General features: G+C 35.0%; 24 protein-coding genes. 23 read left to right on the top strand and 1 reads right to left on the bottom strand.

All coding sequences use genetic code 11. The features are described from left to right. Positions 1–189: 189 nt before the first annotated feature. Positions 190–642 (bottom strand): hypothetical protein, encoded by a 453-nt coding sequence (locus QBK89_RS14385; RefSeq protein WP_284141733.1) that lies wholly within the window; start codon positions 640–642, stop codon positions 190–192. 288 nt (positions 643–930) lie between these two features. Between QBK89_RS14385 and QBK89_RS14380 the strand changes: the two genes are divergently transcribed. The 23 genes from QBK89_RS14380 to QBK89_RS14270 all read left to right on the top strand — a co-directional run bounded on the left by QBK89_RS14380 (position 931) and on the right by QBK89_RS14270 (position 23,416). After that, positions 931–1,500: a tyrosine-type recombinase/integrase gene (locus QBK89_RS14380; protein ID WP_080848942.1), complete on the top strand. Its 570-nt coding sequence runs from the start codon at positions 931–933 to the stop codon at positions 1,498–1,500. A 109-nt stretch (positions 1,501–1,609) separates the two neighbouring features. Next, positions 1,610–1,963: an AraC family transcriptional regulator gene (locus QBK89_RS14375; protein ID WP_080848941.1), complete on the top strand. Its 354-nt coding sequence runs from the start codon at positions 1,610–1,612 to the stop codon at positions 1,961–1,963. Further along, complete coding sequence (locus QBK89_RS14370; protein WP_080848940.1) at positions 1,956–2,801, top strand: TnsA endonuclease C-terminal domain-containing protein; 846 nt, start codon at positions 1,956–1,958, stop codon at positions 2,799–2,801. The genes QBK89_RS14375 and QBK89_RS14370 overlap by 8 nt, the downstream gene beginning before the upstream one ends. Continuing rightward, positions 2,785–4,911: an integrase catalytic domain-containing protein gene (locus QBK89_RS14365; protein WP_080848939.1), complete on the top strand. Its 2,127-nt coding sequence runs from the start codon at positions 2,785–2,787 to the stop codon at positions 4,909–4,911. The genes QBK89_RS14370 and QBK89_RS14365 overlap by 17 nt, the downstream gene beginning before the upstream one ends. Beyond that, entirely contained in the window at positions 4,895–6,508 is a 1,614-nt protein-coding gene (locus QBK89_RS14360) for an ATP-binding protein (RefSeq protein WP_251685483.1), read from the top strand. The genes QBK89_RS14365 and QBK89_RS14360 overlap by 17 nt, the downstream gene beginning before the upstream one ends. After that, positions 6,505–8,361, top strand: coding sequence for a TnsD family Tn7-like transposition protein (locus QBK89_RS14355; protein WP_026682634.1), 1,857 nt, complete (start codon positions 6,505–6,507; stop codon positions 8,359–8,361). The genes QBK89_RS14360 and QBK89_RS14355 overlap by 4 nt, the downstream gene beginning before the upstream one ends. Before the next feature lie 127 nt (positions 8,362–8,488). Next, a complete protein-coding gene (locus QBK89_RS14350; RefSeq protein WP_026682633.1) occupies positions 8,489–9,361 on the top strand; it encodes an NYN domain-containing protein in 873 nt (290 codons plus the stop codon). 537 nt (positions 9,362–9,898) lie between these two features. Next, positions 9,899–10,363: a MarR family winged helix-turn-helix transcriptional regulator gene (locus QBK89_RS14345; protein ID WP_026682632.1), complete on the top strand. Its 465-nt coding sequence runs from the start codon at positions 9,899–9,901 to the stop codon at positions 10,361–10,363. 72 nt (positions 10,364–10,435) lie between these two features. Continuing rightward, positions 10,436–10,936, top strand: coding sequence for an arsinothricin resistance N-acetyltransferase ArsN1 family A (locus tag QBK89_RS14340; protein WP_026682631.1), 501 nt, complete (start codon positions 10,436–10,438; stop codon positions 10,934–10,936). An 85-nt stretch (positions 10,937–11,021) separates the two neighbouring features. Next, on the top strand, positions 11,022–12,389 hold the full coding sequence (locus QBK89_RS14335; RefSeq protein WP_026682630.1) for an NAD(P)-binding domain-containing protein: 1,368 nt from the start codon (positions 11,022–11,024) through the stop codon (positions 12,387–12,389). A 59-nt stretch (positions 12,390–12,448) separates the two neighbouring features. Continuing rightward, the gene (locus QBK89_RS14330; RefSeq protein ID WP_026682629.1) at positions 12,449–12,655 is read left to right on the top strand and encodes a hypothetical protein; all 207 of its coding nucleotides are present in this window, start codon (positions 12,449–12,451) and stop codon (positions 12,653–12,655) included. 142 nt (positions 12,656–12,797) lie between these two features. Then, on the top strand, positions 12,798–13,139 hold the full coding sequence (locus QBK89_RS14325) for an ArsR/SmtB family transcription factor (protein WP_026682628.1): 342 nt from the start codon (positions 12,798–12,800) through the stop codon (positions 13,137–13,139). Between the two features lie 18 nt (positions 13,140–13,157). Further along, positions 13,158–14,456 (top strand): arsenic transporter, encoded by a 1,299-nt coding sequence (locus QBK89_RS14320; RefSeq protein WP_026682627.1) that lies wholly within the window; start codon positions 13,158–13,160, stop codon positions 14,454–14,456. Between the two features lie 14 nt (positions 14,457–14,470). Beyond that, positions 14,471–14,890, top strand: coding sequence for an arsenate reductase (thioredoxin) (gene arsC / locus QBK89_RS14315; RefSeq protein WP_026682626.1), 420 nt, complete (start codon positions 14,471–14,473; stop codon positions 14,888–14,890). Between the two features lie 90 nt (positions 14,891–14,980). Continuing rightward, positions 14,981–15,343, top strand: a complete 363-nt coding sequence (gene arsD / locus QBK89_RS14310) for an arsenite efflux transporter metallochaperone ArsD (protein ID WP_019156609.1) — start codon at positions 14,981–14,983, stop codon at positions 15,341–15,343. A 19-nt stretch (positions 15,344–15,362) separates the two neighbouring features. Continuing rightward, a complete protein-coding gene (gene arsA, locus QBK89_RS14305; protein ID WP_284141732.1) occupies positions 15,363–17,132 on the top strand; it encodes an arsenical pump-driving ATPase in 1,770 nt (589 codons plus the stop codon). 29 nt (positions 17,133–17,161) lie between these two features. After that, positions 17,162–17,590 (top strand): protein-tyrosine phosphatase family protein, encoded by a 429-nt coding sequence (locus QBK89_RS14300; protein WP_019156607.1) that lies wholly within the window; start codon positions 17,162–17,164, stop codon positions 17,588–17,590. Between the two features lie 13 nt (positions 17,591–17,603). Continuing rightward, a complete protein-coding gene (locus QBK89_RS14295; protein ID WP_019156606.1) occupies positions 17,604–17,879 on the top strand; it encodes an iron-sulfur cluster assembly accessory protein in 276 nt (91 codons plus the stop codon). Between the two features lie 365 nt (positions 17,880–18,244). Next, a complete protein-coding gene (locus QBK89_RS14290; protein ID WP_019156605.1) occupies positions 18,245–18,613 on the top strand; it encodes an ArsR/SmtB family transcription factor in 369 nt (122 codons plus the stop codon). Further along, positions 18,606–20,735: a heavy metal translocating P-type ATPase gene (locus tag QBK89_RS14285; protein WP_019156604.1), complete on the top strand. Its 2,130-nt coding sequence runs from the start codon at positions 18,606–18,608 to the stop codon at positions 20,733–20,735. The genes QBK89_RS14290 and QBK89_RS14285 overlap by 8 nt, the downstream gene beginning before the upstream one ends. Positions 20,736–20,857: 122 nt before the next feature. After that, positions 20,858–21,256, top strand: coding sequence for an Hg(II)-responsive transcriptional regulator (gene merR, locus QBK89_RS14280; RefSeq protein WP_026682624.1), 399 nt, complete (start codon positions 20,858–20,860; stop codon positions 21,254–21,256). A gap of 55 nt (positions 21,257–21,311) precedes the next feature. Continuing rightward, entirely contained in the window at positions 21,312–22,928 is a 1,617-nt protein-coding gene (merA, locus tag QBK89_RS14275) for a mercury(II) reductase (protein ID WP_225230588.1), read from the top strand. A 32-nt stretch (positions 22,929–22,960) separates the two neighbouring features. After that, positions 22,961–23,416, top strand: a complete 456-nt coding sequence (locus QBK89_RS14270; protein WP_026682622.1) for an NUDIX domain-containing protein — start codon at positions 22,961–22,963, stop codon at positions 23,414–23,416. Positions 23,417–23,606: the final 190 nt, after the last annotated feature.

The following is a 23,606-nucleotide window of genomic DNA, read 5'->3' as shown; positions in this document are numbered from 1 at the left end:
CGCTTTGACTTGGTCAATAGAATAACCTCCCAATCGCTATATTTTTATCTTACAATAAAAAAACTGAACTGCGAAGCAAGAGCCGTACGCTCTCCTACTTACACAGTTCAGTTTACACTCCCAAAGCAAGTTGACATTTGAAAGGATAAAGAGATATTTTGCTCTTTATCCTATCTTGCCTACCTACTTCTAGTTTAAAGTTGTTTCTAGTTTGTTACCTTTTTTAAAATCGTCATCCCAAGTGATAATGATTTCATAAGGTGGTGCTGTATTACCAGCAATAGACAATAGGATATTTACTGTCTGTCCTGCATTTATTTTTGACGGAATTCTATCTATTAATGGGTTAATTTTACGTTTTTCGCCTTTATTAAAACGGTCATAATTGTAGAATTCAACCTTGAGTTCTCTAGCTTCAGCTTGTCCGATATTGTGTAATAAAAGCCTATCTTGCATTTGTTTTGACCCCATTTGTTTGGTTCGTTCAACTTGGAATGTTGCCTTTTTCTTTGCTTCAAGACGTTCCTTTTCTATTCTTTTTGTAATAGTTGTTCTTTGTTGATTTAAAACCAACGCCCAAATCCCTGTTATTGAACCGAGAATCGCCAATCCTAATGAAATCCATTGTGTCCAAACGGGCAATATTTTCACCTACATTCTATTAAATAGACAAAAGTAGTTAGCTTCCTTTGTCTTCCATTATATCAAAAGGTTTGAAGGAATGTATCGGAATGATTAACCTAGGACGAATCGTTTTCCGCAGTGTACAATTTAATTTTCGAAAAGTAGTTTACACAACCCTGTTGTGTAAACAAGGAAATCCTATAAAATCGGCATTTTTATTTTTGGATTTTGCCTCTAGGCTGTTGAATCTTACTCAAATAGAGATTTACAATGAATATGTAAGATTCATACAGGAGGTGAACTAAAGTGAAAGTTGTTCATCCGATTCGAGATTTAAAACAACTTGAAGCGGTGAAAGGATACCTTCGAGGGAAAAATAAAAGAGACTATTTGCTTTTTATGGTCGGTATTTCATCAGCTCTAAGAATTTCTGACATTTTGATGTTAAAGGTGAATCAAGTGTGGGACGGTAGGAAGCCAACAGAGTTTATCGAAGTGAATGAAAAGAAGACTGGTAAATATAAGCGGTTCCCGATTACGCCAAATTTAGCGAAAAGTATTAAAGAATTTAATAGAGAGTTTCCTGATAAGAAACAGGAGGACTTCCTTTTTACCAGTAGAAAGGGAACCAATCAACCTATCACCAGGCAATATGCTGCATCAATGTTGAATGAAGCCTGTGATATGGTAGGGATAACAGAGAAATTCTCAACGCACGGAATGAGAAAAACTTGGGGCTATTGGGCTTTTAAGAAAGGCATATCACTTGATTACATATGTATAGCCCTTAATCATAGGTCCGTTGCGGAAACTAAAAGGTATCTTGGAATATTACAAGAAGATCTTGATGAATTGTACTTACAAGTTAATTTATAAAATAGAGGCATTTGTTGCTGACTTTGTTATACGGAGAAAAAAAACAATCCGTTTTGACAAAAGTCAACGCAACAAATGCTTTTTTATATTTAAGGGGGCTTACTAAACGATGGACAAAATTAATGCTGTCATTCAATACATTGATGAGCATTATCATGATGAGATTTGCAATAAACATGTAGAAGAATTGGCGGGTTGTTCTTATGTTGATTTTGTTTCTGAATTCCAAAAAGTAACAGGGTCACAGTTCTTACGTTATTTAATCCGTAGGCAATTAACACTGATAAAAGAAGAATTATGTCGTATTAATGATTCACAGGATAAAAATTACTCTCCATTTAATGGTTGGGATGAATATTCTAATCTTTTTAAATGTGAATTCAAAACAACTGTTGATTCAGCAATTGATAATGAACACATTATTCTTCAAGAAAGAGGGAGTAGGGGGATACCGAATGATTAGAGAATGGAATGAAACAACTATTAAAAGGTTCCTAATGGAAAAACGAGGTCAAGGAACAGGAAAAGACTATAAACCATGGCTGCAAGTTCAAGACATAGCATCGAAAGGAAGATCTACTCGTATTTTTGGTCATACCACTCAAAGGGTCTACCATCTATTAAGCGATATGCAGTTATATTACTTCTACTTATTGGAATTTGACGACCATGTTACTGACATAAGGGAGCAGTACCCTTTACTAGATTTCCATGACATGAATATCCAAGTGGATGAGGAGCTTACAAAGAAACTATTTGATACGAAGACACAAGTACCACATATCTTTACGGTTTCTTTTTTTGTAACAAGGAAGGGGGAAAATGGAGAACCTTATTATCAAGCAAGAATAATTAAGCAATCACAGGAGTTAGAGAAAAATGCAACCTTGCAAAGATTGGAACTACAAAGAAGGTATTTTGAAAAGAAAGGGATTGATTTTGGAATTGTGACAGAAAAAGAAATCAATAAACAATTGGCACGAAATATTGGCTGGGCATTGAACTCCTATGACATTCAAGATTATCCATTGCTTACTTTGAATTTGCCCCACTTAAAAAGAGATATAGTTCAGTATTTGTCTAATAAATCGGATACGTTTCAAGGCATTTTTTCCCGATTGGAAAGAGAATATAGCTTGGATGAAGGATTGGGTCTAATCTTATTTAAACATTTGATAGCCCATAAAGAAGTAAGCATGGATTTAAGCAGGAAAATCTATTTGACTAATAAAATTGAAAATTATCATATTGAATTTACTGGTGAAAATGGTGGTGATGTAAGGTATGCAGTTGGTAATTAATGATTTATTACAAAGCACTGAAAATCCTGAATTTATTCAAAGGGTAGTTTGGGTCGATAATGAGCATCAACTTTGTTTTCTAGTTAATGTCCGTGAACCATCATTTCCTTACAGTGAGGAAATACACAGTATAGAATCCTCTTTGATCAAAGGTGAGATTACAAAGGTTGCAACTGAACCGTGGGCGTTCAGCGTGAAAGAAGAAGATTTATCTGGGATAGAAATTGAAAAACGTGATAAAGCATGGATAGTAATAAATCAAATCTATTTAATTCCTGACATTTTTATTCCAAAGAGGAGATCAGAGCTAATAAAAATGGCCAGTAAGGATTTTTTCCTTAGCACAAAGACCATTCGACAATATTTAAAACGATATTGGTCGAGAGGGATGGTAAAGAATGCTCTCTTACCCGACTTTAATAAGTGTGGGAAACAGCAAGGAAAGGAACGTAAATATATCAAAAAGGCAGGAAGACCCTTCGCTTACTCTTCCTCTATTCAAAGGGCAGCAATAACCGATGAATGGAAGAAAATCATTAGAATTAGCCTAGAAAAATACTACTTTATTCGTTCTAAACCCTCATTAAAATATGCTTATCAGCAAATGGTAAAGGAGTATTTCTCCAAAGAGGATGAAAAGTCAGGCTATAAAGTATTAGATTTAGATAAGCCAATTATTTCATATGACCAATTCTATTATTGGTATCGCAAGTGGTACAAACCGGAAGATGCCATTCATAAAAGAGAGGGCAGAAGGGAATTTTTACAAAACTATCGTGCTATAACCGGTTCAGCCACAGAAGATTCTATGGGGATAGGTACATATGCCATTGATGCAACCATTGGTGATGTTTATTTAGTTTCAAGTTTTGATAGGAATATAGTGATTGGCCGTCCTGTCATTTATTTAACTGTGGATATTTTTTCCAGGTGTATTGTTTCTGTATATGCAGGAATTCAAAATATGTCAAAAGAATCGTTGAGGTTGGCTCTTGCAAATGCCTTTGAAGATAAAAAGGAATTTTGCAAGCGGACCCTCGATATGGATATTGATGAAAATGATTGGCCTATTCATTATCTTCCGCATACTATTTTGGCGGATCGGGGTAGTGAGTTGATTTCCAATGAATTAACACAAATCACGGCGGATTTAAACATTAAGATCCAAAATTTAGGTCCGTACAGACCTGAGCTAAAGGCCGTATGCGAAAAATACTTTGACATTCTTCAGGACCACATCTCTCCATTCCTCCCTGGGGCGGTCCAAAAAGATTTTATGAAGCGTGGAGGAAAGGATTACAGGAAGAAAGCAGTGTTAAACCTAAACGAGTACGTCCAAATTTTAGTCAGAACGGTTCTATATTATAACAATCATAATTATTTATCGGACTACCCGTTAACGCAAAGTATGATAGCAGAAAAGGTCCCACCAATACCGATAGAAATATTTAAGTGGGGTTTGCGTAAAGGAACAGGATTACTGAGAACTATGCCTTTAGATGCGATCAGAAGTAGTGTTTTACCTAAAGCTAGTGCAAAAATCACCCCGAAAGGAATCAACTTTGGAGGTCTCTATTATACTTGTGCGAAAGCATTGAAAGAACGGTGGTTTTCTAAGGCTCGAATAAAAGGCAGTTGGAGTATGGGGGTGCATTATGATCCTCAAGACGTATCTAATATTTATATTCGTATAGATAGGTTGAACTATGAAGTTTGTTCATTAATCGAACAATACGAAATGTATCGTGGTGTAAAGATGGAAGAAGTTGTGAGTTTAAAAACTGAAAGAAAGCAACAAGAGGCAGAATATGAGGAAAGCAGTTTAAATGGAGCAATTCAATTAGCTCAGGACATAGAGGAGATTGTTAAAATGGCGAAAAAAGAGGCTAACAATCAAATCTTAAATGGTGAGGTTCCTAAAGATATAAAGAATATTAGAGAAAATCGAGAAAAAGAGAGAGAAATATTTAAAAGGGAAAAACAAACCGTGGTGGATCAAAATAACATTGGAAAGCAATCGAACGAAGTAAATCATGATACTGAACCGGTAAAAGTGTTGGATATTTTCCGAAAGAAACAAAAGGAAGTGCTTTATGATGGAGATAATTGAATTACATAATGGAACTGAGGCACAAATTGCAGAATATAGGGAACAAGAGATATTGGAATATCAAGGCAATCCTCTTATAGAGGCGTTGCCGCCAATCTATTCTCAGGAGGAAGTCATTGACCGTCTAAGCATGTATCCTCCATATAATAAGGAAGAAAGATATTTGAATGACCATCAGAGAGTTCATCTAATTTCTAGGTTGCTGCATTATTTTCAAGCTATCCCGATCCATCTAAGAATTGAGTCATCAATATCTAGGTTAATTAGAACTGGTTATACCTATCGCAATCCAGTAAGTTCTACTTATGCACAAACTTTTGTGGATAACTGGAATAATATACAAAATAAGTCTTTTGATAAGTCTATTATCCAGACAGGACAAACATTGAGTATTTTGGGGGTCTCAGGTGTAGGAAAAACACGTACATTACAGCGAGTCTTGCAAACCATTCCACAGGTCATTTCTCATGTTTCATATAAAGGGCAAGCCTTAAATCACTATCAAGTAACCTATTTAAAAATTGAAACCCCTTTTGATGGTTCCGTAAAAACCATTATTTACGATTTTATGTATCAAGTAGATCTACTTCTAGGCTCCAACTATTTTAATAGATACGTAAACAGTCATTTGTCAACAAGTCAGCTAATGCCCATTATGGCTCAGATTGCTAAAAGTATAAACCTTGGCATGCTATTCCTGGACGAGTTACAACATTTAAAGGGTATAAAAAGCTCTAGCTCAGCACAGATATTAAACTTTTTTACAGCGTTAATCAATACGATAAATATCCCTCTCATTATGGTTGGAACCCCAAAGGCAATGGATGTCTTACAATCACAGTTTAGACAAGCAAGAAGAAGCACTAATATGGGGAACATCATGTGGGATAGATTTGAAAAAGATGCTATTTGGGATTTATTTGTTCAGGGTATGTGGAAATATCAGTGGACAAAAGAGGAATCACCGATTACAGAACAAATTTCTTCAACCCTATATAATGAGTCTCAAGGAATTGCAGACATCGCAATTAAGCTCTATATGATGGTGCAGCTACGTGCTATTAGTAGTGGTAATGAAAAGATTACCACTGCGTTAATTAAACAAGTGGCTCAAGAAGAATTAAAAATGGTTCAGCCTATGCTAAATACATTAAAGAGCAAGGACTATAGCAAGCTAGTAAAATATGACGACATAATGCTACCAAATATTGAGGACTTTATTGAACAAGAACGGATTATTGTTGATCAAAATCAGGTACTGAACTCACTCCAAGAAGGAGCCGAACGGAAAAATGAGCAAGTACAATTAATTGATGATACTGTTTTCCGTTTAGGGATGCTAGGTTTTAATAATGATGTTGCTGTTAAGGCAGCACAAAAAGTTGTTTCTGAGAACAATCAAATAAGGGATGTATCACAAGTCGTAAAAGATGTTTTTCTTCTATTAAACAATAATGAAAAAAGTACGGATAAAGTAATAAGTAACGACCTAAGAACCATTATAAAAAAAGGGAAAGAACAACAAATAATTGCGTATCAAGCACTACTAGATGCTGGAGTAATTAAGCAGGATTACCCTGAGCGTGATGTTTCATGATTATACAATTCCCAACCCCATATCCTGATGAACTTTTATATAGTATTATTGCTCGGTATCACATCCGATCAGGAAATGTTTTTTGGAAACACACATTGGAAGATTTATTCGGTAAGAGGACGATAAGTGCTTCGGTATTTTTGCCATCTGGAATTGCCTCTCTAGTTCAGCATTTGCCTAAAAACACGACATTGAACGAACAGATGCTTATAGAGAAACATACAATGTATCCTTTTTATACAGTGTTCTTGCCAACAGAAAAGGCTCAATCAATTTATGAGTCTATGACAAGTGATGACGGAAAGAAGATTTATATGCAATCGGGTATTATGGCAAGTTCGATACCACAAAACAGGTATTTAAAATATTGTTCAGCCTGTGCTGAAGAAGATATAGCTACGTATCGAGAATTGTACTGGCATCGCCTTCATCAGTTACCTGGAAATCTCATTTGTGCTAAGCATGAGTTGTGGTTAGAGGATAGCGATGTATTGATAACTCATTCTAATAAACATGCTTTTATCTTACCAACCACCAGCAACTGTGATTTGAAAAGAAAGAGAAAAATAACTGAGAACAACCTAATACATCTCAAGGATATTGTTTTACGAGCAGAGCATTTATTGAATAGGAAATATCAAAATCAATGCTTTTCCCATTTCACAAAGTTTTATCGCTATCATTTAATGGAAAAAGGTTACGCTAGTTATAGAGGACAGGTTTATCAGAAAAAGTTGTATGATGATTTTCATACATATTTTTCACAGCAAGTTTTGGAAAATCTGCATGTGAAAATACGGCAATCCGATTCTTGGATAGCCAATATATCCCGTAAACATCGAAAGTCATTTCATCCTTATTATCACATTCTAATGCTAACCTTTCTTGGATTAGATACTAACTCAATATTTAAGGGCAATTCTTTTGAAAGTTATCCTTTCGGAAAGCCTAAATGGCCTTGCCTTAATGTCGTTTGTCCCAAGTATCATAAGAAGGTTATTGATGAAGTAACTGTAAGAATATGTGAGAAAACAAAGAAACCTATTGGGAGATTTACTTGTCCTGTATGTGGATTTTCTTATACAAGAAAAGGACAGGACCCAGAAAAAACAGGACAGTACCGCTATACACGGATTATGGATTTTGGTCCTATATGGAACAAGGTATTAAAAACTTTGTTAGAAGAAAAACTCAGTTATCGGGAGATTGCTCGAAGATTAAATGTTGATCCCGGAACTGTGATTAAATATAAATCAGAAAAAGAGGGGATAGAGAAATCAACAAAAGAAGTTTTGAAGCAGGATGAGAGTGGAACTATCGAAAGATATCGACAAGTTTGGATGCAGCTGCAAGGCGAGAATCCACGGCTATCTAAGACTCAACTAAGAAATATTAATCCAGCAACTTATGCCTATCTATATAGAAATGATAATGAGTGGCTTCAAAATAATTCACCTAATTTGAAAAAGAGAAGAAACGATAATAAGAGAGTGGATTGGCAGAAAAGAGACCAAGAGATATTAGCTAGTGTACAAAAGTCTATGGATGAAATTAGATATTACAACGATAAGCCTAAAAGGGTTACAGTTAAGAGGATTGGTGATGTAATTGGAGAAAGAGCGTTATTGGAGCAACATTTAGATAAGATGCCAAAAACCAAAGCATTGGTAGATGATGTTTGTGAGTCAGAAAAGGATTTTCGTGTACGAAGAATAGGTTATGTAATTGGTTTAATGAATAATGACGAAGATGAAATAAAGGTATGGAAGGTGCTTAGGAATGCCGGGATTAATAAAAAGTTCTACGAAGAGGTAAGTGAGTACATACGACAAATTACTAATTTCAGTATTTAATAGTATCCCGGTGCAAGTGATTACATAGTGTTTTGAAAAGTGTCTACTATTCTATAGTAAAAAAGAGGGGTTTTCAGTATAATAAATTTAGGAAATTATTACTAATTTTAATTTAAGGGGTATAGATATGGGGAAAGCGACAGCAGTATATATGGATTATGATAATTTATACCGTTCTATTAATGAATCATATTCCCAGTTTAAAACAAGTGAAGTAGTAAAAAAAATACTAGAACATTTAGCATTAGGAGAGGAAAATTCAGTCCAACTTATTAAAGCGTTTTGTGACTTTAAGACAGCAAATAATGAAATAAGTGATCTACAGGAGAATTTAGTAGAGTTACGGCATATTAATTCCATTGGAGATGGAAAAACCAATGCGTCTGATTTAGCTTTGGCGATTGATGTAATTAAATCGCTATATAATACTCGTAAGTTCGAACACTATGTAATTGTTTCCTCGGATTCTGATATGCTTCCTCTAATTTTAGAGCTTAGTTATCAAGATAAAGAAATAACTCTTTTATACTTAGAATCTAAAGTAAAAAAAAGATACGTAGAAAGCCTAAAAACTAGGATTAATGTAAAGAAGATTGAGGATATTTTAGGTGTGGAAACATACAGACCTTTTGATATAGAAGATATAGAATCAAGTGATGAGGAAAAGTTAAAATACTTAAATTGTATTAATAAAGGAATGAATAGACTATTTGTTAAATACGGTTCTAAACCTCTGACAGTAATTTATCAAAAAAATATTTTAGAATTTTTGAATGATGAGTCAAGTTTTAATTTGCAACCATCTGATTCCTCTGCAATACTGGATTATTTTAAAAATGAAAAATTAATTATTATTAAAGAGGTAGAAGTTAATATAGAGGATAAGGAAACAACAAGAAAAGCTAATTTTATAAACCCCGAAAAGCTGAATGAGCTAGGATTAACCTTGGACGAGGAAATAAATGTTAAATATGAAACAAGAGAAGAATCCTTAGTATAAGTGTCAAATTAATTAATTTATGTTAGATGTTTTAGCTAAACAAACACTGGTATCTCCTTCTCAAAGAATCAAAAAATCTTTAGAGTTAAAAAAAATTTAAAGAAAGTGTTGTATTTTTCTCTAAAAATGAATATAATGATGATGAAGATTCAAAAAGAACGATTAAAAAGAACGATTTATAAATGAACGAATTAAAGAACGAATTAAAAGAACGCTTTGAGGAGATCCTTCTAAAAATTGAAGGATCTTTTCTCATTTGGTGAACCTTCAAAATAAATGAATTTATGCCCTATAGGATTGGAAAATAGGTAAATAAGAAGGTAAAAAAGTGATTCCATAACAATCATAAATAATCAAATCAGTTAGTTATGCCTCAACAGAGTGTAAATGGAATGGAAAAGGAAATTACATAGGTAGACAACGAAAAGAATCCAATCGTGATTTCATCCTTTTTGCACAATATCCTTTCAATCTTTTGAATAATAGTTGACAAAGTCAATTGTTGTATATATCATTTACTGTGAGGTGAATGAAAAAATGAGTTTTAAAGAAGCAATTGAGATCAGAGAAATTCTTCAACAATTGGTTCGTGATTTTGGTTTATTACAGCGTGAAGGTTCAGAATGTTGCGGAATAACAGTCCTGCAAAGTCACATTATATATGAACTGGATAAAAATCCCCGTATTTCCTTAATTGATCTGGCTGAGAAATTATCCATGGATACCGGAATGCTAAGTAGGCAAATCAATAAAGTGGTGGAATTAGGGTATGTTTCTCGAACCCCAGATCCAAACGATAGACGTTATGTTGTTTTATTACTTACTGAAGAAGGGCAAGTAAAAGCAAACGAAATCTCCGGTCAAATGAATCAATACATTGGGCAGATTTTAGGATTCATTCCAGATGATAAAAAGGATCAGGTTATAGATAGTTTACAGGTCTTACTGAGTGCCATGAGGATGAATGATGGATCTGGTTCTGGTTGTTGTACCACTAAATAAATAGTGGTTTCCTTTTGGGTGATATTTGACTTTATCAAGTGTTGATTTTAGCAATTAAAGGAGGGGTGATTAATGATCATTAGGGAGGTCGAAGTAAAAGACTTGATGAAAGTTCTTCAGATTTATAATCAAGGAATAGAGGATCGGATTGCCACACTTGAAACTAGAACGAAAGATCAAGATTATATCCATTCCTGGTTTCTTCATCGTCAGGGGAGATACGTTGGGTTGGTCGCAGAGGATGAAGAAAGAAACATTGTCGGATGGGCAGCCATAAGTCCTTATAATCCTAGAGATGCCTATAGGGGAGTAGGGGAAATCTCGGTCTATATCCATCGTGATTTTAGAGGGAAAGGGATTGGGCAAAGGTTGCTAAAACAACTTGAAATAGAAGCATCGAATCATGACTTTTATAAATTAGTTTTATTTACTTTCCCATTTAACTCTATAGGTCAAGGCTTATATAACAAATTGAAGTATCGCCAAGTTGGGATATTTAAGAATCAAGGAATTCTTGATGGTGAATTTGTAGATGTAATGGCGATGGAAAAAATACTAGGTGCAAATTGTTAATCTAAGCATCTGGATTTTACATACAGCAAATATCTCAGTTACAAAGTCGAAGTAGTCTTCTTTAAAAAACATAATGAGAGGAAAGATGAAAATGGAATGGATAGAAATCAAACCGACCTGTTGTCAAGCTGAAGAGGAATTGAAAGAAACTAATAAAGATGAAAACAAACATTTACCCGTTGCAATTATTGGGGCGGGCCCTGTAGGTCTTGCAGCAGCAGCCCATTTAGCAAGATATGATCAACCATTTATTCTTTTAGAATCTGGAGCTCAAGTAGGGGCGAATATCCTAACATGGGGTCATGTTCGAGTATTTTCACCTTGGAGATATAACATTGATGAGACGGCATCTAAACTTCTTAAAGAACAAGGTTGGACTGAGCCAGACCTAAATGAATTACCTACTGGGAAAGAATTAGTTGATCAATATTTAAAGCCGTTGGCAAATACTCCTGAAATTAAAAAATCTTTGTTTGCTAATACAAAGGTTTTTTCAATTAGCCGAAAAAATATGGATAAAATGAAAACTGCTAATCGAGAAAAACAACCATTTGTCATTTATGCAGAGCAAAATGGCGAATTTAAAAAGTTTGAGGCGAGAGCAGTTATTGATGCAACAGGCACCTGGGGTAATCCTAATCCTGCAAATTCAAATGGCATTTGGTTAAAAGAAGAGGAAGCCATAAAAAATCAAATTTTCTATGGCATCCCAGATATTCTAGGAGCAGGTAAAAGCCGTTATCTAAATAAACGTGTTGCTGTTATTGGAAGTGGCCATTCTGCAATCAATTCATTATTAGAGTTAGCAAAATTAAGAGAAGAATATCCCGCAACAGAAATTGTATGGGTTTTGAGAAAAGTGCGAGTTGAAGAGGCTTATGGAGGAGAGGAACTGGATGCACTCGAGGCGAGAGGTGATTTAGGAAGTCGCATACACAAATTAGTGGATTCGTGCGTAGTTCAAGTTATTACTCCTTTTAGGATTCAAAACATTAAAGGGGAAAATGGGAAAATAGAGCTAGTAGGGGAGACTAAAGATGACTTAAAAACCTATTCAGATATAGATGAAATGATTGTCAATACAGGGAATCGTCCAGACTTTTCAATCCTTCGGGAAGTGAGGACCAGCATTGATACAGCAACGGAATGTGTCAAAGCTCTCGCTCCATTGATTGATCCTAATATTCATAGTTGTGGAACGGTACGTCCTCATGGGGAAAAAGAATTACGGCAACCTGAAAAAGATTTTTATATCGTTGGAGCAAAAAGCTATGGTCGAGCACCAACATTTTTAATGGCGACAGGATATGAGCAGGTTCGCTCCGTTGTAGCATACATATCAGGGGACTACGAAGCCTCAGAGAAGGTTGAGTTGGAATTACCTGAAACGGGTGTATGTAGTACGAATCTAAATGTTACAAAAGCATCCTGTAGTTCAAATTCATGCTGCTAAAATTGTGAAATTAGAAAGGGGGAGTCGAATATACTCTCCTTTTTTTGGAGGTAATGATGATGGTCATTAATAAAGGTGGTAATTTAAGTAAAGAATACTTTATTGCATATCTTAAATTAATTATGAATAGTAGACAATGCACCTTAGAAAAGGCAAAGGAAATCACGTTTGAGCGTCTATTTCAGAAAGATAAGGAAACACTTGGGAGCATTTCTTTTGAACGTTTTACAAATGCGTATGAGGATTTAAAAGAGGAAGGAAAGTGAGTTTAAAACCTTTTTACCATAGACAAATAGTTAGAGGGGAAAGTGCTGTGAAAAACCATTGAAGAAAAAACTTGAAACACATATATAAGTGGATTATTATATAAGTAAATACTTATTTAAAGTGAAAAAGTGAGGTGTAAAATTGAAAACGACTATTGAAATAGAACAAGTTGCTGTAATACTTAAACTATTAGGAGATAAAACTAGGCTAACCATGATGAAAATTCTTGATGGTGGAGCATGTTGTGTATGTGAATTTGTTGAGATATTTCAAATGACACAACCAGCTATAAGCCAACATCTAAGAAGGTTGAAAGATATGGGATTGGTTCAAGAGGAGAAAAAGGGACAGTGGGTTTTTTATTCAATTAATGAGAACAATATCTACTATCCATTTGTTACTCAGATTCTTAACCAATTACCTAGCCAAAAGGATAAGTTAGAGGATTTAGAAAAACAAGGGAAACGGATTTCTTGTTGTTAATATTGGGGGTTTTACATTTTGTCAGGAACACTTATTTTAGCTCTTATTATCTTTATTGCAACATTGATTTTAGTTATTTGGCAACCTAAAGGGTTAAATATTGGCTGGTCAGCTTGCGGAGGGGCTGTAATAGCTTTATTAGCAGGAGTAGTGGGATTTAGTGATGTTCTTGAAGTAATTGACATTACATGGAATGCAACGTTATCTTTCGTTGCAATTATCCTCATTTCATTAATATTAGATGAGATTGGATTATTTGAATGGGCAGCATTACACATGGCACGGGTAGCAAAAGGTCATGGAATAAAGATGTTTGTATACATCAGTATTCTAGGTGCTATTGTAGCGGCCTTATTTGCAAATGATGGTGCGGCATTAATTCTAACACCCATTGTACTTGCTATGGTACGAAATTTAAAGTTTAAAGAACAAATGATATTTCCCTTCATTATGGCAAGTGGATTTATTGCTGATACAACTTCACTTCCGTTTATTGTAAGTAACCTAGTAAATATAGTCTCTGCAGACTTTTTTGGTATCGGATTTGTGGAATATGCCTCACGAATGATAATTCCAAACTTATTTTCACTGATTGCGACGATTTTTGTATTGTTAATTTACTTTAGAAAAAGTATCCCTAGAAATTACGATTTATCAAAATTAAAGGAACCAAAAGAGGCTATTAAAGACTTAAAAATGTTTCGCTTATCATGGTATGTTCTTAGTTTATTAGTAATTGGATACTTTACTAGCGATTTCATCAACGTACCTGTTTCTATAATTGCAGGAACCATTGCTATTTTCTTTTTCATAATGGCAAGACGTAGTGCTTCTGTTAATACTAAGGAAGTTATTAAAAGTGCACCTTGGAATATTGTATTTTTCTCTATTGGAATGTATGTGGTGGTATATGGATTAGGAAATGCGGGACTTACATCTGCACTGGCAAGTGTCATTCAAACAGTAGCTGATCAAGGTTTATTTGTTGGAACTGTTGCAATGGGATTTTTAGCTGCTTTCCTCTCATCCATCATGAATAATATGCCAACCGTTATGATTGATGCTTTAGCCATTGCTGAAACAGATACATCTGGTGTGTTAAGGGAAGCACTTATTTATGCTAATGTAGTTGGCTCCGATTTAGGTCCAAAAATCACACCAATTGGTTCTTTAGCAACATTAGTATGGCTTCATGTATTGTCACAAAAAGGTGTTAAAATTTCATGGGGAACTTATTTTAAAACGGGTATTATTTTAACAATTCCAATTCTATTTATTACATTATTAGGTCTTTACCTAACACTTACTCTATTTTAAAAAGGAGAATTATTATGTCTAAAAAAACAATCTATTTTTTATGTACTGGAAATTCTTGCAGAAGCCAAATGGCTGAAGGCTGGGGGAAGAAGTATTTAGGTGATGAGTGGGAAGTTAAGAGTGCAGGTATCGAGGCACATGGCTTAAATCCCAATGCAGTGAAAGCAATGAATGAAGTAGAAATTGATATTTCAAATCAAACATCTGACATTATTGACCCAGAGATCCTAAACAATGCTGAATTTGTCGTTACTTTATGTGGAGATGCTGCTGATAAGTGTCCAATGACACCACCACATGTAAAACGTGATCATTGGGGATTTGATGACCCTGCAAAAGCTCAAGGAAGTGAAGAGGAAAAATGGGCTGTATTCCAACGAGTTCGTGACCAAATAGGTGAAAGAATCAAGCGTTTTGCTGAAACTGGAGAATAAAACAGCCTTATACCAAGAGATCCATCTCTTGGTTTTCTTTAAAGACTAATATAAGTATATGCTTATTTAATATTAATCGGAGGGTTTTAGATGAAAAAAGTCGAGATATTTGATCCAGCAATGTGTTGTTCAACAGGAGTATGTGGTCCATCAGTTGATCCAGAACTAACCAGAGTAGCATCTGCGGTATATTCTTTGGAGAAAAAAGGATTTGATGTGAAACGGTATCAATTAACAAATGACCCTGATAAATTTGGTAAAACACAGTCAGTGAATAGTGTTTTACATGAAAAGGGACCGGATGCGTTACCTGTAGTTTTAGTAGATGAACAAGTTGTTAAAGTTGGAACCTATCCAACAAATGAAGAACTTGCAGAATGGCTAGGGGTAAAAGCTGAAGAGCTTACTGAAAAACCGAAAGTCCGACTTTCATTAAACATAAAAAAACAGTGAAAAGAAAGAAGTGAAAAACATGTTTCAATCTTTCAAACCTCAAAATGTTATGCAGACACAGTTTTTATTTTTAACTGGAAAAGGCGGAGTTGGAAAAACATCAACTGCATGTGCAACAGCCGTAGCTTTAGCGGAAAGTGGAAAAAAAGTTTTACTAATTAGTACAGACCCAGCATCTAATTTACAGGATGTTTTTGATTTTGAATTAACAAACTCGCCTAAAGCAGTTCCAACGGTAGAAAATTTATTTGCCAGTAATTTAGATCCCGAGGCATCAGCAAGTGCATATCGTGAAAAAGTAGTCGGTCCATACCGTGGAATATTACCAGATTCCGTTGTAGCTACAATGGAAGAGCAACTATCAGGAGCATGTACAGTCGAGATTGCCGCATTTGATGAATTTACAACTTTACTTACAAACACAGAAATTATAAACCAATATGACCATATCATTTTTGATACAGCACCAACGGGCCATACGTTACGTCTATTACAACTACCAACAGACTGGAACGGATTCTTAGAGGAAAGTACGCATGGTGCTTCTTGTTTAGGTCCTTTATCAGGACTTGCTGATAAGAAAAATTTATATTCGGAAACTGTTGATGTTCTTTCGGATTCAAAAAAAACAACACTTATATTAGTAACAAGACCTGATATATCATCTCTAATAGAAGCAGACCGGGCATCAATAGAACTCAAAGAGATTGGAATAAAAAATCAAATACTTATTGTTAACGGTCTGCTTCTGAACTATATGAAAGACGATGAAGTTTCATCAGCTTTTTATCAAAGGCAAAGGAATGCTTTAAAGCAGATACCAGCTAATCTAAAACAGACAGTAAGCTATTCATTACCGTTTGTTTCATATTCTCTAACTGGGGTTGAAAATTTACGTTATTTATTTAAAGAATACGTTATTCCAGTATCAGAGGAAAACAGTGAGAACGAGATAGTAAGACTACCAAATCTAAACGATGTCATTAGTGATTTCTCATCAACTAATACAAGAATAATTTTTACTATGGGTAAAGGGGGCGTTGGAAAAACAACGGTCGCTTCAGCCATTGCAGTTGGTTTGGTGGAACAGGGCCATCGAGTTCATTTGACGACAACTGATCCTGCAGCTCACTTGCAGTATCAATTTCAAAGCGACCAATTAAATCAAAATCTAACTATTAGCAGCATTAATCCTAAAGATGAAGTAGAAAAATATAAAACCGAAGTGTTGGCGACTGCTGGTAAGGATTTAGATGAGGAAGGTCTGGCTTATTTACAGGAAGATTTAAACTCACCTTGTACAGAGGAAATTGCAGTCTTTCGTGCATTTGCCGAAGTAGTTGCCAAATCTGAAAATGAGATTGTCGTCATTGACACAGCTCCTACAGGTCATACATTACTCTTATTAGATGCAGCACAGTCATATAGCAAGGAAATTGCTAGGTCTACTGGCGAAGTGCCAGAAAGTGTAACAAAACTACTTCCAAAGATTAGAGATTCCAAGGAAACATCTGTCGTAATCGTTACCTTAGCTGAAGCTACACCTGTATTTGAAGCCTCCCGATTACAAGATGATTTAAGAAGAGCAAATATTAGCCCAAAATGGTGGGTTATTAATCAAAGTCTATTTGCCACTGATACCAAAGACCCTGTGTTAAGAGGGAAAGCAATTTCTGAAAAAGAGTGGATTCGTGAGGTCAATAATCATTTAGCCGATAGTTGTGCGATTATACCTTGGTTGCATGAAGAAAAGATTGGGTATGAGAAACTAAAAGACTATATAAATTAATGATGTAGAAAAATGATGGAGGTACTACAATGACAACAAAGAATTATCATGAATTAATCAAGGATAGAATTTACATCGGTGGTGCAGACGATGTAAATGATTTATTAGGGAATGAGAAAATAGATGTTGTATTTGATTTAAGAGCTGAGGCTCCGATAGAAGATGTAGTTTATAACCGTATTCATAGCCCTATTGTTGATGATGCAGCAGACCAAGAAGAATCTATTAAGAAATCTATTGATCATGTAATAAAAGCATATAACGAGGGTAAGAATATTTACTTCCATTGCCAAGGAGGAAGTAATCGCACTGGTACTGTTGCAATCGGAACATTATTAGCCTTAGAAAAAGCAAGTACAATTGCTGAAGCAGAAGAAATTGCTAAGGCAGCAAGACCAAAAATTAATGTGAAGCCAGAAATGAAAGAGGCTTTAAAAAGAATTTATCCAAATGGATAGGGGAGAAACCTTAATGAAAATTACAGATGCTGCGAAACACTTATTAGAAAATGTATTAACGGAAAATGGTGCAGAAGGTATACGCCTTTATTCAGTTGCTGGATGCTGCGGACCACAATTTGCGTTATCTTTAGATGCACCACTTGAAACTGATATAATTGAAACTATTAATGGTATTAAAGTAGCAATTGATTCACAGGTTGCTACAACTGAGGAGCTAACTTTAGACAAAGAAGAAAATCAGAACGGTGAAGGTTTAGTATTATTAGGTGCAAGTGGTTGTTGTTAGGAAAAGGTAAAAAGGAGTAGTTAGCTCATTCATGAGTTGATTACTCCTTTTTATTTTAGATTTTGCTAAGTATCCTTAGAGACACTTGCTGAGGAGATTCGGAATCAATTTGACACCGGTCCAATATAGTGAGGAAGCTCAATAAGGTAAGGTTTGTAGCTGTGCAACTGCATAAATAACGAAAAATATAACAGAGGTTATCCGGATATTTTGTGATAACCTTTTATTTTGTATTAAAAAAATTGTTATTAGAATCGGATACCATAATTCAATTTTACATTCATTCAAATAACCACTTGAATGTTAGCGAGTAAAAGGAGTATACTATATTCAAATAAACACTTGAATGAGAATGGAGTGAAAAAATGAATAAAAAAGATACCTGTGAGATTTATTGTTATGATGAAGAAAAGGTAAATCGAATACAAGGGGATTTACAATCAATTGACATTGTTAGTGTATCCCAAATGCTAAAAGCTATTGCAGATGAAAATAGAGCAAAAATTACCTACGCTTTGTGCCAAGATGAAGAACTATGTGTGTGCGATATAGCAAATATTGTAGGTGTTACTGTAGCGAATGCTTCTCATCATTTACGTACCCTCCACAAGCAAGGGATTGTTAAGTTCAGAAAAGAGGGAAAACTAGCATTTTATTCATTAGATGATGACCACATCAAACAGATAATGATGATTGCGTTAGCACATAAAAACGAGGTGAAAACCAATGTCTGATCAAACAGCAAAACTAAATGAACAAGAATTGAAAGCCTATCGTGTTCAAGGATTTACTTGTGCCAACTGTGCTGCCATTTTTGAAGATAATGTAAAAGATCTTCCTGGTGTTCAGAATGCGAAAGTAAACTTTGGAGCATCTAAAGTTTATGTTCAAGGGAATACAACGATTGAGGAATTGGAAAAAGCAGGGGCGTTTGAAAATTTAAAGATTCGGGATGAAAAAGAACAAAAAGTAGAGCGTGAACCATTCTGGAAACAGAAAGAAAACATTAAGGTATATATATCTGCCATTTTGCTTGTAGTCAGTTGGTTCTTAGGTGAGCAATATGGTGAGGAGCATATACTACCTTCGATTGGTTATGCAGCGTCTATTTTAATTGGGGGGTATTCGCTATTCATTAAAGGACTTAAAAATCTAAGCAGATTACTCTTTGATATGAATACGCTAATGACCATTGCGATTATAGGAGCTGCCCTTATTGGTGAGTGGGGTGAAGGAGCAACCGTTGTCATCTTATTTGCGATCAGTGAAGCGTTAGAGCGTTATTCAATGGATAAAGCTCGTCAATCAATTGAATCATTAATGGATATTGCTCCAAAAGAAGCATTGATTCGCCGTGGAAATGAAGAAATGATGATTCATGTTGATGAAATTCAAGTTGGAGACATCATGATTGTAAAGCCTGGCCAAAAATTAGCAATGGATGGAATCGTTATAAAAGGAACGTCCACGTTAAATCAGGCTGCTATTACTGGTGAAAGTGTTCCGGTAACGAAAACGATAGATGAAGAAGTTTTTGCGGGAACCTTAAATGAAGAAGGGTTACTTGAAGTTAAAGTGACAAAACGAGTAGAAGATACCACTCTTTCAAAAATCATTCACTTGGTAGAAGAAGCTCAAGCAGAACGGGCACCTTCTCAAGCGTTCGTCGATAAATTTGCGAAATACTATACACCAGTTATTGTGATCTTGGCTCTTTTAATTGCGGTTATTCCACCGTTATTTGGGGGAGATTGGAGCGAATGGGTTTATCAAGGTTTAGCTGTATTAGTAGTTGGTTGTCCATGTGCCTTGGTTGTTTCTACTCCAGTTGCGGTTGTAACTGCAATAGGAAATGCAGCAAAAAATGGAGTGTTAATTAAAGGTGGCATCCATTTAGAAGAAGCAGGGCATTTGAAGGCTATTGCTTTTGATAAAACAGGTACATTAACTAAAGGGATTCCTGCTGTAACAGACATTATGATATATGGTGGAAATGAAAATGAACAGTTAACCATTACAGCAGCGATTGAAAAAGGATCCCAACATCCATTAGCTTCAGCTATTATGCGGAAAGCAGAAGAAAAGGGATTAGACTTTAATGATGTAATAGTTGAAGACTTCCAATCTATTACAGGTAAAGGTGTAAAAGCCAAGGTAAATAACGAAATGTATTATGTTGGAAGTCCAGCACTTTTTGAAGAATTACACGGAAGCATTGAAAGTGATAGAAAACAAAAGATTACTGAAATGCAAACCCAAGGAAAAACCGTGATGGTACTAGGAACGGAGAAAGCGATTCTTTCGTTAATCGCCGTAGCCGATGAAATTAGGGAAACATCAAAAGAAGTCATTGGTAAATTGAATAATATTGGAATTGAAACGGTAATGTTGACAGGGGATAACAAAAGAACTGCATCAGCAATTGGGAAACAAGTTGGAGTTACTGATATAAAAGCTGATTTGCTACCAGAGGATAAGTTGAATTTTATTAAAGAACTTCGAGGAAAACATCAAAGTGTAGCAATGGTTGGGGATGGTGTGAATGATGCACCAGCACTTGCAGCTTCCACTGTTGGTGTAGCGATGGGTGGTGCTGGAACAGATACAGCATTAGAAACGGCTGATATTGCCTTAATGTCTGATGATTTAAGCAAATTGCCATATACAATAAAGTTAAGTCGTAAGGCTTTAGTAATCATCAAGCAAAATATTACCTTCTCTTTAGCGATTAAATTAGTGGCATTATTGTTAGTTATGCCTGGTTGGTTAACGCTATGGATAGCGATATTTGCAGATATGGGTGCAACATTACTTGTGACATTAAACAGTTTGCGATTGCTAAAAGTTAAAGAATAGAATCATATGTAAAAGGGATAGCAAGACGTTAACGGGCAGAATACTTGAAGAAAAGAATTTTAATATTATACTTGACCGTGTACCTTAGTACACGGTTTATTATGTTTATAGGGGTGAATAATTTGAGTTACCGAATTAGTGTGTTTGCCGAAAAATCCGGTGTAAATAAAGAGACAATTAGGTATTACGAAAAAAAATCATTATTAAAAGATCCTTCCCGAACGAATGAAGGTTATCGGATATATTCAGATGATGATGTTAAGCGTGTAAAATTTATTAAAAGACTGCAAAATCTTGGCTTTTCATTGAGTGAAATATATATATTACTTGGAGTTGTCGATAATGATGAAGTTCGCTGCAAAAATATATTTGAATTTGTATCAAAAAAAGAATTAGAAATTCAAGAACAAATTGCAGATTTAAAGCGTATTGAGTCAATGTTAAAGGACTTAAAAAGTCGATGTCCAGATCAAAAGGCAATACATCAATGTCCTATTGTTGAATCTTTGATTTTTGATTGATTTTTAAATAGAGGAGGAAGAAAAGGTGAAAAAATATCGGATTAAAATCAACGGAATGACCTGTACAGGCTGTGAACAACATATTTATGCTGCTTTAACCAACATAGGTGCTTTAAATATCGAAACCAGTTTTAGACGTGGTGAATCGGTATTTGAAATACCAGATGATGTTAATGCTGAAAATGTAAGACAAGCAATTAAACAAGCAAAATATCAACCAGAAGACATAGAAGATATTTCAACACAGAAGCTAAAAGATATAGAGTTAGATATTAAAAGTGATTACGATTTACTTATCATTGGTTCAGGCGGGGCAGCTTTTTCTGCTGCCATTAAATCAATTGAATATGGGGCAAAAGTGGGGATGATTGAACGTGGAACTGTTGGTGGAACTTGCGTGAATGTTGGTTGTGTTCCATCAAAAACACTTCTTAGAGCAGGAGAAATCAATCATATAGCAAAAGCAAATCCATTTATAGGGTTACAAACATCTGTTGGAGAAGTCGATTTAGCCTCTTTGGTGAAGCAAAAGGATGAATTAGTTAGCGAACTTCGAAATCAAAAATATATAGACTTAATTGATGAATATGGTATTGATTTAATAAAGGGTGAAGCAAAATTTATTGATGAAAATACAGTTGAAGTAAATGGGGAGAAACATTCTGCTAAACGCTTTTTAATTGCAACAGGTGCTTCACCATCAATACCAACAATTTCAGGACTTGAAGAAGTAGATTATATTACAAGTACAACACTACTTGAATTAAAAAAGATGCCTAAGCGATTAACAGTAATGGGTTCAGGCTATATCGGGTTGGAACTTGGGCAACTGTTTCATAATTTAGGTTCAGAAGTAACTCTTATCCAAAGAAGTGATTGTCTTTTAAAAGAATATGATCCAGAGATTTCAGAAGCTGTAGAAAAGGTTTTGACAGAACAAGGTATAAACCTTTTGAAAGGGGCAACTTATGAGCGTGTAGAGCAAGTTGGAGCGGTAAAAAAGGTTTATGTAACGGTAGATGGCAAGAAAAAAGTTGTGGAATCAGAACAACTACTTGTTGCAACAGGAAGAAAACCAAATACGGATTCTTTAAATTTAAGTGCAGCAGGGGTTGAAGTCGGAAAACGAAATGAAATACTGATAAATGATTATGCCAGAACAAGTAATCAGAAGATTTATGCAGCAGGAGATGTAACATTAGGGCCGCAATTTGTATATGTAGCAGCCTATGAAGGTGGGGTTGTTGCTGATAATGCGATTGGTGGGTTAAATAAAAAATTAGATTTATCAGTTTTTCCTGCTGTCACATTTATAAATCCATCCATTGCAACAGTTGGTTTAACAGAGAAAAAGGCAAAAGAACAAGGCTATGAAGTAAAAACATCTGTACTATCTTTAGATTCCGTTCCAAGAGCATTAGTAAACCGTGAAACGACAGGTGTATTTAAGGTTGTTGCTGATGCTAAAACATTAAAAATTCTTGGAGTTCATATTGTATCTGAAAATGCAGGTGATGTGATTTATGCAGCGACATTAGCAGTTAAGTTTGGTTTAACCGTGGAGGATTTAAAAGATAGCCTTGCACCATATTTAACAATGGCAGAAGGACTAAGACTAACTGCTCTTACATTTGATAAAGATGTTTCGAAGCTATCTTGTTGTGCAGGGTAAATGTAAATAAATTAATATCATCGGAGGTATGTATGGATTATTGTGAAAATATGAGACAAATGATTGGGAATTCTTCACTAATTATTGTTCGGCCAAGTGTAGCTATTGTTAATCATTACGGAGAAATATTATTAAGTAGATATTCAGGAGCAACTTGGGGGATTCCGGGTGGAATTTTGCAGTTAAATGAGTCAGTTGAGGATTGTATTACACGAAAAGTCTTTCAAGAAATAGGCTTAAAGATAAAAGAGTTAAAATTATTTGGTGTCTATTCAGGAAAGGAATTAATAAATCGTGTCGAGGAAAGTGGAGACGAGTATCAAACGGTTGCAATTGGTTATTTATGTACCAAGTACGAAGGAGAAATAACACCTGAAAGCAACCAAGGAATAGAGGCACAATTTTTTGGATTAGATCATTTACCTGACGAGATTGACCCTTTTATTAAAGACAAGTTAGTTGGGGTAAAAGGTCAACTTGAAAAATAAAACTCTCTTATTAAGCCAAGGGGCGAATGCTTTACTTTATAATAGCATTGCCTTTTTTTGTTTACGTGGGCTTGTCAAATAAAGTGTGTAAGTTCTAATTTACTCAAGATACTTTAACACTCTATCTTTTAGTTCATCTTGAAGAAGAAGTTGGTTCATAACCATTGCCCAGTTCTGGATATGGCCACTT

The sequence above is a fragment of the Virgibacillus sp. LDC-1 genome, from assembly GCF_030137545.1.
Classification (GTDB): Bacteria; Bacillota; Bacilli; order Bacillales; family Amphibacillaceae; genus LDC-1.
Note: the sequence above shows the minus strand (reverse complement) of the source record. Positions and strands in the feature narration are given on the sequence as shown.

Excerpts from the sequence above, each read along its gene's own strand:
- QBK89_RS14295 (WP_019156606.1), top strand. The coding sequence starts at position 17,604 with ATGAAAATTACAGATGCTGCGAAACACTTATTAGAAAATGTATTAACG.
- arsD (WP_019156609.1), top strand. The coding sequence starts at position 14,981 with ATGAAAAAAGTCGAGATATTTGATCCAGCAATGTGTTGTTCAACAGGA.
- QBK89_RS14365 (WP_080848939.1), top strand. The coding sequence starts at position 2,785 with ATGCAGTTGGTAATTAATGATTTATTACAAAGCACTGAAAATCCTGAA.
- QBK89_RS14340 (WP_026682631.1), top strand. The coding sequence starts at position 10,436 with ATGATCATTAGGGAGGTCGAAGTAAAAGACTTGATGAAAGTTCTTCAG.
- QBK89_RS14285 (WP_019156604.1), top strand. The coding sequence starts at position 18,606 with ATGTCTGATCAAACAGCAAAACTAAATGAACAAGAATTGAAAGCCTAT.
- QBK89_RS14290 (WP_019156605.1), top strand. The coding sequence starts at position 18,245 with ATGAATAAAAAAGATACCTGTGAGATTTATTGTTATGATGAAGAAAAG.
- QBK89_RS14360 (WP_251685483.1), top strand. The coding sequence starts at position 4,895 with ATGATGGAGATAATTGAATTACATAATGGAACTGAGGCACAAATTGCA.
- arsC (WP_026682626.1), top strand. The coding sequence starts at position 14,471 with ATGTCTAAAAAAACAATCTATTTTTTATGTACTGGAAATTCTTGCAGA.
- QBK89_RS14270 (WP_026682622.1), top strand. The coding sequence starts at position 22,961 with ATGGATTATTGTGAAAATATGAGACAAATGATTGGGAATTCTTCACTA.
- QBK89_RS14335 (WP_026682630.1), top strand. The coding sequence starts at position 11,022 with ATGAAAATGGAATGGATAGAAATCAAACCGACCTGTTGTCAAGCTGAA.
- QBK89_RS14300 (WP_019156607.1), top strand. The coding sequence starts at position 17,162 with ATGACAACAAAGAATTATCATGAATTAATCAAGGATAGAATTTACATC.
- arsA (WP_284141732.1), top strand. The coding sequence starts at position 15,363 with ATGTTTCAATCTTTCAAACCTCAAAATGTTATGCAGACACAGTTTTTA.
- QBK89_RS14355 (WP_026682634.1), top strand. The coding sequence starts at position 6,505 with ATGATTATACAATTCCCAACCCCATATCCTGATGAACTTTTATATAGT.
- QBK89_RS14375 (WP_080848941.1), top strand. The coding sequence starts at position 1,610 with ATGGACAAAATTAATGCTGTCATTCAATACATTGATGAGCATTATCAT.
- QBK89_RS14330 (WP_026682629.1), top strand. The coding sequence starts at position 12,449 with ATGGTCATTAATAAAGGTGGTAATTTAAGTAAAGAATACTTTATTGCA.
- QBK89_RS14370 (WP_080848940.1), top strand. The coding sequence starts at position 1,956 with ATGATTAGAGAATGGAATGAAACAACTATTAAAAGGTTCCTAATGGAA.
- merA (WP_225230588.1), top strand. The coding sequence starts at position 21,312 with ATGACCTGTACAGGCTGTGAACAACATATTTATGCTGCTTTAACCAAC.
- QBK89_RS14345 (WP_026682632.1), top strand. The coding sequence starts at position 9,899 with ATGAGTTTTAAAGAAGCAATTGAGATCAGAGAAATTCTTCAACAATTG.
- QBK89_RS14350 (WP_026682633.1), top strand. The coding sequence starts at position 8,489 with ATGGGGAAAGCGACAGCAGTATATATGGATTATGATAATTTATACCGT.